The sequence below is a fragment of the Bartonella sp. AA86SXKL genome (assembly GCF_042196885.1).
Map to the genome: position 1 here is coordinate 69,867 of NZ_JBHIRE010000003.1, position 7,193 is coordinate 77,059.

7 protein-coding genes and 1 pseudogene are annotated in these 7,193 nt (G+C 42.6%); 5 read left to right on the top strand and 3 right to left on the bottom strand.

Annotated features, from left to right (window positions below; genetic code table 11):
- Positions 1-1,654 precede the first annotated feature (1,654 nt).
- Together ACFIO5_RS02550 and ACFIO5_RS02555 are read right to left on the bottom strand one after the other, a co-directional pair.
- On the bottom strand, positions 1,655-2,020 hold the full coding sequence (locus ACFIO5_RS02550; RefSeq protein WP_375636910.1) for a hypothetical protein: 366 nt from the start codon (positions 2,018-2,020) through the stop codon (positions 1,655-1,657).
- A gap of 561 nt (positions 2,021-2,581) precedes the next feature.
- Complete coding sequence (locus ACFIO5_RS02555) at positions 2,582-3,151, bottom strand: hypothetical protein (protein ID WP_375633347.1); 570 nt, start codon at positions 3,149-3,151, stop codon at positions 2,582-2,584.
- A 105-nt stretch (positions 3,152-3,256) separates the two neighbouring features.
- Here ACFIO5_RS02555 and ACFIO5_RS02560 point away from each other — a divergent pair, with 105 nt between their 5' ends.
- The 5 genes from ACFIO5_RS02560 (at position 3,257) to ACFIO5_RS02580 (ending at position 5,806) form a co-directional block, all read left to right on the top strand.
- Entirely contained in the window at positions 3,257-3,433 is a 177-nt protein-coding gene (locus ACFIO5_RS02560; protein WP_375633346.1) for a hypothetical protein, read from the top strand.
- Positions 3,393-3,797, top strand: a complete 405-nt coding sequence (locus ACFIO5_RS02565; RefSeq protein WP_375671804.1) for a hypothetical protein — start codon at positions 3,393-3,395, stop codon at positions 3,795-3,797. The genes ACFIO5_RS02560 and ACFIO5_RS02565 overlap by 41 nt, the downstream gene beginning before the upstream one ends.
- 15 nt (positions 3,798-3,812) lie before the next feature.
- Positions 3,813-4,409: a hypothetical protein gene (locus tag ACFIO5_RS02570; RefSeq protein ID WP_375705077.1), complete on the top strand. Its 597-nt coding sequence runs from the start codon at positions 3,813-3,815 to the stop codon at positions 4,407-4,409.
- A gap of 92 nt (positions 4,410-4,501) precedes the next feature.
- A complete protein-coding gene (locus ACFIO5_RS02575; RefSeq protein WP_375705078.1) occupies positions 4,502-5,185 on the top strand; it encodes a hypothetical protein in 684 nt (227 codons plus the stop codon).
- A 93-nt stretch (positions 5,186-5,278) separates the two neighbouring features.
- Positions 5,279-5,806 (top strand): hypothetical protein, encoded by a 528-nt coding sequence (locus ACFIO5_RS02580; RefSeq protein ID WP_375705079.1) that lies wholly within the window; start codon positions 5,279-5,281, stop codon positions 5,804-5,806.
- Here ACFIO5_RS02580 and ACFIO5_RS02585 read toward each other — a convergent pair.
- Positions 5,800-7,193, bottom strand: a pseudogene (locus ACFIO5_RS02585) (bifunctional DNA primase/helicase); the annotation flags it as partial. The gene ACFIO5_RS02580 and the pseudogene ACFIO5_RS02585 overlap by 7 nt on opposite strands.

The window sequence follows — 7,193 nt, forward strand, 5'->3', positions numbered from 1 at the left end:
GGATACTGCCTTTATGAGGGTTTGGCGGTATCCGTTGAGGGGAAGGATGCACTCTTTTGAGGGCTAGAGTGCATCCTCTCATGGATTGGATACTGCCTTTATGAGGGTTTGGCGGTATCCGTTGAGGGGAAGGATGCACTCTTTTGAGGGGTTGAGTGCATCCTCTTATAGATTGGATACTGCCTTTATGAGGGTTTGGCGGTATCCGTTGAGGGGAAGGATGCACTCTTTTGAGGGGTTGAGTGCATCCTCTTATAGATTGGATACTGCCTCATGAGGGTTGAGGCGGTCTCCGTTGAGGGGAAGGATGCACTCTTTTGAGGGGTTGAGTGCATCCTCTTATAGATTGGATACTGCCTCATGAGGGTTGAGGCGGTCTCCGTTGAGGGGAAGGATGCACTCTTTTGAGGGGTTGAGTGCATCCTCTTATAGATTGGATACTGCCTTTATGAGGGTTTGGCGGTATCCGTTGAGGGGAAGGATGCACTCTTTTGAGGGCTAGAGTGCATCCTTTCCATGGATTGAATGCACTCTTTGGAGGCTAAAGTGCATCCATAGGGAAAGGCATATTCCATAAGAAACAGAGATAACCAAAAGATTTGTTTTTATATTTTTATTGATAGGTTGCTGTATTTGCGAGGGCTATTCATTCTTTATTCTCAATATTTAAGATGATTATGTGATAAGGGTTGTTCGTCAATACAATCGTAAAAGACGCTGAGTATTTTTATAAAAATTGAGATATTTTTGTGCCTTTTTCTTGTTTTTTTTGTGTTTACACAAGATATGCACGGCTTTTCAACAGTTTGTTTTTTTAGCTTTGCTAATGGCGATGGCGTTGGCTAAACACTTCAATCGTTTTAACTGCTTCAACACCGCCTTAAAAAAACAGTGCTTTATAATATGACAAAATAAGCTGTATAACTTTTGATTCTTACGCGATGCTAGAAAAAGGGGAATGTTAGGAGAGATGTTGTCTATATTCTTAGTTTATCTCTTAAGGTAGGAAGATTAACATATTTTCCGGATCTATTTTTATTCGGTTTGACGGTTAAAGAGCAATATCTGAATGGAATCACACTTGTCTCATGTTTTTATTCTCACGCTTTAGATTTTTTCTTATAGGGATTTTGTTTTTTAATGGGAGGTTACGCGACTCACGTAAAACAGAATGTTCTAAATAGAATATATTTGTGTTGCACACTTACCTACTTGTTTAAAAACATTATATTATCTTATCATCACAATTATATTGGTGATTGGGGATATTGGTAAATCTGATAATGGAGAAATCTCTTGCGAAGTGGATAAGTCCTTCTTTAAATTCTCATAAGGAAAAGCCAGTATACTATTATACTATTCGCGTCTCATATGATGACAGCCTTTGGCTCTTGAGCGTGTTCATAAGAGGCATTTTGATTCTTTATCTTTGAAATCTTTGAAGTGCGTTATTTCATATGTTTCTCATGTTTGTAATGTGGAAAAGACAAGGTGTTGATTGATGCAACATGAAATAAATTTAAAATGAGAGAATCCCTATGATATCTGCGTCTCTTAATTTTATATGGATAACGGGATATGATTATAAATCAATATGTTGTCGTGATACATCAACCTGTTGGGGGGCGATAAAGAAAGTTATCCAATAGTTAAGTCATTCTGTTATGCCGTAAAACACGGTCATTTGAGGTTTGGTGATATGAAGCAAGCTTCCTTGGATATGTTTTAAGTGTTTTTTTAAGGGCGTGGTGAATTTTTGAGACAGAGCAAGCTTCTGTTGCGCCTTGAGTTTAGCGGAAAACCCTGAATAGAAGCCAAGAGGGAATGGCAAACCAAGAGGGAAGTGTATCCAAGCTGTTTGTAAATCAGATTGAGTTAAGAATCTTTGTTCTTTAAGAATGGAACGCAAGTCAATTTGACAAAAGAATGATCTATTTTGCGGGTAAACCTTATGGAGGAATATCACAAAGCTCATAAGGAAGTGATTTAAGACAATACAGTTATAAAAAAGTACAGTCATAAAAAAAGTCCTCCGTCGCAATCAGAGGACCAAAAAGCAGGAGAATTTTAACATTGACTCGCAGGACGTGTCAAAAAAGAATAAATTCAAAAGGCCGTACTAATACAAAAAAATCATACTTAAATAACCTACCACATTATAATTAGCAGAGAATTGAAAAAATAGCAATATAAAAAATACTTTTTACAAAAAAATTTTGTCATTTTGCATTAAAACTTAATACTTTTTTCAATTGAATATTTATTTTAAGACTGGATATTAATTAAACTATATTTAAAAATATTATGATGCATGCATGCATCTTGATAATATTCTTCAATCAAAAACGAATTAAGAGCCCCTCATGATTATAGGATTGATATGGGGGAAGGCTTTTTGTTTTTAAGAGTGTAGGGTGTATCTTAAGTATGTGAGGGGGGTGAAGTATTGTCCTTTTGGGTGGGGGGGCAAGGTAATGGAAATGGGGGCGAGAACTGCTCAATGCTTGAGCCCGTGTGTGTGGGAAGGGCTTTAGAGGGGGCGGGGCAACATGGGAGGCCGCTTAAAATGGCGAGGAGGGGATTATTCAAAATGTTTATGGTTTGCATATCCCCAATGAAATGCGAGCAAGTCTAAACAATCTCGTAAATGATCGGCAAGAGAGTTTTGTTTGCGTTTTGAAGAACTTAATTCTTTTATCGCTTGTCCATAGCCGATAACGCGTTCAAGCAGTGAATAGCCAAGAATACCCAGTTGAACTTTGATTGTTCTTAAATGATTGGATGCTTCTATTTGACGTTCAATAGGGTGTGTGTACCCTTGGCTACAGGAAACCTTTTCACGGGTGTAGTCAAGGCTCATGTGGAGATCGGCTTGGCTTTGACGCCAGTAAAAATAAAAACGTTCTGCTGCTTTATATTGGGCTTTGCTGAGATGTCCTTTCGCATATAAAAGGGCAATGGGATGGCTTTGTGCATTGGCAATGGCATTGATGGTGCGCGGATTGCTGGAACTTTCTCGATGATTGGGTTTAAAATAAGGATTACTTGTTTCAACAGGGATTTCTTGCGTCTTTAAATGACCAATGTGCTTTCCTTGATCTTGATGTTCAAGCGGGCAGGTTTGCGTATTTTTTTTCTGCTTATGGGTCATAGCATCTCCTTAAAAATTTTAATTTTGCTTCTCGTTTTTAAAAAATGTTGCTTGCTCTAGGCAAAAGAGAGGGATGAGAGGAAGACATGTGTTGGAGTGTGCCGTGTGGGTATGCGCTCTTTGGGGGTGACTTGGACTGTTGCGCTTGTGTGTGGGAGCCCCATGGATTTGGCTCTTGAAAAGAGAGGTGTTTTGTCGCATGGTGGATTTTCCTTGAATGGCTTGATGGGGGAGGTGAGTGATGGCGCGCGGGCTTTTGTCTCTGAAGGGATTGGTGTTTAGCTGTATTGTGGCCTATGTCTCTGTGGCTGTTTATGTGGAAATGAAGGCGTTGGGGATGACGTGGGGCGTATTTTTACGAGCTGTGGCGTTTTATGGCATTCCCGGTATTTTCCTTATGTTGGGTTATGAAGTAATGCAGCGGCGTGGTGTAACGAAGGGTTTGTTCCTCAAGATGGTGTTGTTGAGCTTCATTTTGGCTGCTGTCTCTGATTTTGTTTATAAGCAAGCTGAGCATTTTGGTTTGGCTCAGGTGTGGTTTTCAAACAAGTGGGTGTTTTATGTCCTTTTGGGCTTTGTCCTTGCTCTTATTTATAGAGGGGCAAGGCGTCTTGGGTTTAGGATTTCATTCTTTGAAAAGGATTGATCTTTTGCTGCATTTTTGGCATGGTCTCTGATTTTTATTGATGAAGGAGCGGGGCGTATGGTGGTTGCGCGGGACATGTTTTTGAAGGGGCTGGCATTTTTCTGCGTTGTTGGCATGGTCCTTGGTTTTGCTTATGAAGATGCGGGGCGACCGGTTATGACGTGGGAGGTGTTTTGGCAGGGGGTGGAGATTTCTTGCATTGCTGGAGCGACCCTTTGTTTTATTGTTGTGGGAGCAAACAGTAGAACTGTATCGTGGGGCGTGTTTTTCAAGGCTGTGGTGTTTTGCACCATTGCTGTAGTGGTTCTTGGCTTTGCTTATAAGGGAGCGAAGCATTTTGATATATCATGGGAATTTTTAGTGATAGGAGCGGTGTTTGTTGTATTGCTGGAGCTGTCCTTGGTTTTGCTTATGAGGGTGCGGGGTAAATGGATATCGCGTGGGGTATTTTTATTGAAGTTTCTGGTGTTGGGTGGCGTTGTTGGAGCTGTTGTTGGATTGGCGTATAACGGAGCCAAGCATATGGGGGCACTGGTTTGTGATCTCGAACAATGGGGTGTTTGTGAGCAGTGTTGGATTTGTTCCTTTTTTGTTTTGGAGGGGGTACGGTGAGTGCGTGTACTGTTGGGATGGTGCTTAAAAAAATGAGCATTTTTCTTTTCCACGGGCATGGTCTTTGATGTTCTTTCTGTGAGGGGTATTTGATGTCGAACGATGTGATGTTTTGGCTGTTGTTGGGGTTTTTCTGCTTTTTTGCTCTAGCTTTGGTTTTTCTTGATAAGATTGCCAAGCGTCGCTCTGTTACAGGGTGGATGTTTTGGAGATGGGTGGTGCTTTATGGCGTTGTTGCCACCTACCCTGGTTTTATTTATGTGGGCGTGGGCAGGCGCACTGTTGACGGGGAGTTGCTCTTGAAGGGGGCGGTGTTTTCTTGCATTTTTGCAACTGTCCTTGGTTTGGTGCATCTGGGTGTCAAGAGTATGCCTGTTGCGGGGCAAATGTTCTTAAAGGCGGTCATATTTTGTTGCATGATGGGCTTTATCCTGTGGTTTGCTGCTGTGGGCGTCAGGGATATGGATAGCATAAGGGCGGTATTCTTAAAGGGATTGCTCTTGACTGTATTGTTGAAAGTGCTCTTGGGGTTCTTTATACGCGAGCAAGGTGATACGGTGTTACAGAGGTTGTTGCGTGCTTTGAATTTTGTGCTGTTTTGCTGCATTTTGGCACTAATCCTTTTTTTTACCCGTCTGGGAGCAGAGAATCTAGGGTTGAGCTGGCTTTGGTTCTCGAATGATGGGATGTTTTCCTTTATTGTTGGATTTCTTTTTCCTTTGATTTATCAGGGTGTAAGGCGTGCGCGTGTTCTATGGGCTTGGTTCTTAAAGTAGGGGGTGTTTTTTTGTCTTATGGGTGTGATCTTTAATGGGCTTGCTGTGAGGGGTATTTGATGTCGAACGATTTGTTTTTTTTTGCTGTTATTGGTGTTTTCCTACCTTTTTATTGTTGTCGTTATTGGTACTTATAAAGTTTCCAAGCGCTTCGATATTCCGTGGTGGCGGGCGGCGTTTTATTGTATTTTTGGTGTTTCCCTCTTTTTGAAGGAAGTGCTGTTTTATTGCATTTTAGGAGTCGTTCTTTTTTTAGCTCTTAAGGGGATGGAGAGTATGGACATACCATGGGGACTCCTGTCCTTGATGGAGATCGTGTTTGCAGCACTGTTGGAGTGGTTTTTGATTTTGCATATGAGGGGGCGGCGAGATGGGGTGGTGACGCGTTGTTTGTGGTTATTGAAGGGGGTGGTGTTTTGCGCCGTTGTTGGAGCGACCTTTTTTTGTTTCCGTCTGGGAGCAGAGAATCTAGGGTTGAGCTGGCTTTGGTTTGCGAAGGATTGGGTGTTTTTCATCATTTGTGGATTTATCCTTCCTGTTGTTTCTGTGGGAGCAAGGCGTGCGCGTTTGAAGGCGGAGGCGTTTTTAAAGAGAGTGGGGTTTATGGGGTATTACAGATAACGTCGAGGGAATGATTGTTCAAAAGAACAGCGATAGCGGTAGGTTTGGGGATCAAACCAAAGCCCTATTTTGCCTTCAAAATCACCAGAACGTTGTTTGGCAATATTCATAATGACGCCAGGGCGTTTGGCTAAATCTGCTTTTTCTTGTGCGAGAGAAGCGGCAAAGATTTTGTCTTCTAACGGTCGATTGCGCCAAATGGTGATAATGTTAAAGGCATTGGCACCAATTTCTGAGGCGCCTTTAATGTCTTCTGTGCTGGGGATATCTTTATCCAGACCGCCTTTTCGGGCATGGGCTACAAGGTGAATATGTACATTGTTTAAAACAGCCCAATCAACCATTTTATAAACGGCTTGTTCTTGTCTTGCATAATCATCAGAGGCAATGCCAAGCCGCATCAAACTGTCGATGATAAATTGATCGCAGCCATAGCGCGCACGGCAATAGTCAAAGACTTCAAGCAAGGTATCTACGCTCGATTTGCCAACATGCTCATAAAGAATAAGCCCTTCGTCTAAAAAATGAAGAATCCGTTCAATTGTCTCTTTTGTAGGCTGTTCTAAGCCGCCCGTTTGTTTGGTTAAACGGCGAAGTGATTGTTCTCCTTTCATTTCTAGAGACGCTAAGCAAAGGCGACTCTTTTGTGCAATCCAATGGGGAATACAGTCTGATAATAATTGGCTTTTACCTGCACCACTCGCACCACTCCAGAGCGTTAATTCTGCTGGGCGGAAATGCAATTTGTCCTTCAGTTTAGGATAGGGAACCGTATAACCAAGATGTTTTTCAGGCTCTGGCCAAAAAAGCCCAATCACTTGATCTTTATAGTCTGAGGCGCGCCGTAAACCTTCTGGTGCAAAGCTTTGTGCTGAGGAAAAGGCGGCTTTTATGGTGGCTTTATCAATCCCTGCGGTTAAACAGTCATTGGCATCTTTAAGGGGTAAACGGACACGGTAGCAACGGTGGCGTCCAAGCCTGCTGGCAATCTCACGGGCTGCTTCTTCTCCGGGCTTGTCCATATCGGTGGCTAAAAAAATCGTTTCAAAAGATTCTAAATGATCAAATTCATTTTCAATCCAGTTGTGTTTGCCTCCACTACCTCCTCCAAAGGGAACAGAGACCGCCGGATATCCATAGGCGGCTAAGGAAAGTGCATCAATTTCTCCTTCAGTGATAACAATGATACGGTTTGTTGAAGAAAAAATGGGGAATGGCGCCTGTTGGAGCGCATGCGTGGGTGCCTGTTGGTGTGTGTGTGTGGAGGTGGGGTTGGTTGTGGCGGTGTTTTGGGGCGCCTGTGTGGAGGTGGGGTTGGTTGAGGGGGTGTTTTGGGATGCCTGTGTAGAGGCGGGGTTGGTTGAGGGGGTGTTTTGGGATGCCTGTG

Coding starts and splice junctions, on each gene's coding strand:
- ACFIO5_RS02550 (WP_375636910.1), bottom strand. CDS start 2,020: ATGACTGTACTTTTTTATAACTGTATTGTCTTAAATCACTTCCTTATG.
- ACFIO5_RS02555 (WP_375633347.1), bottom strand. CDS start 3,151: ATGACCCATAAGCAGAAAAAAAATACGCAAACCTGCCCGCTTGAACAT.
- ACFIO5_RS02565 (WP_375671804.1), top strand. CDS start 3,393: ATGGCGCGCGGGCTTTTGTCTCTGAAGGGATTGGTGTTTAGCTGTATT.
- ACFIO5_RS02575 (WP_375705078.1), top strand. CDS start 4,502: ATGTCGAACGATGTGATGTTTTGGCTGTTGTTGGGGTTTTTCTGCTTT.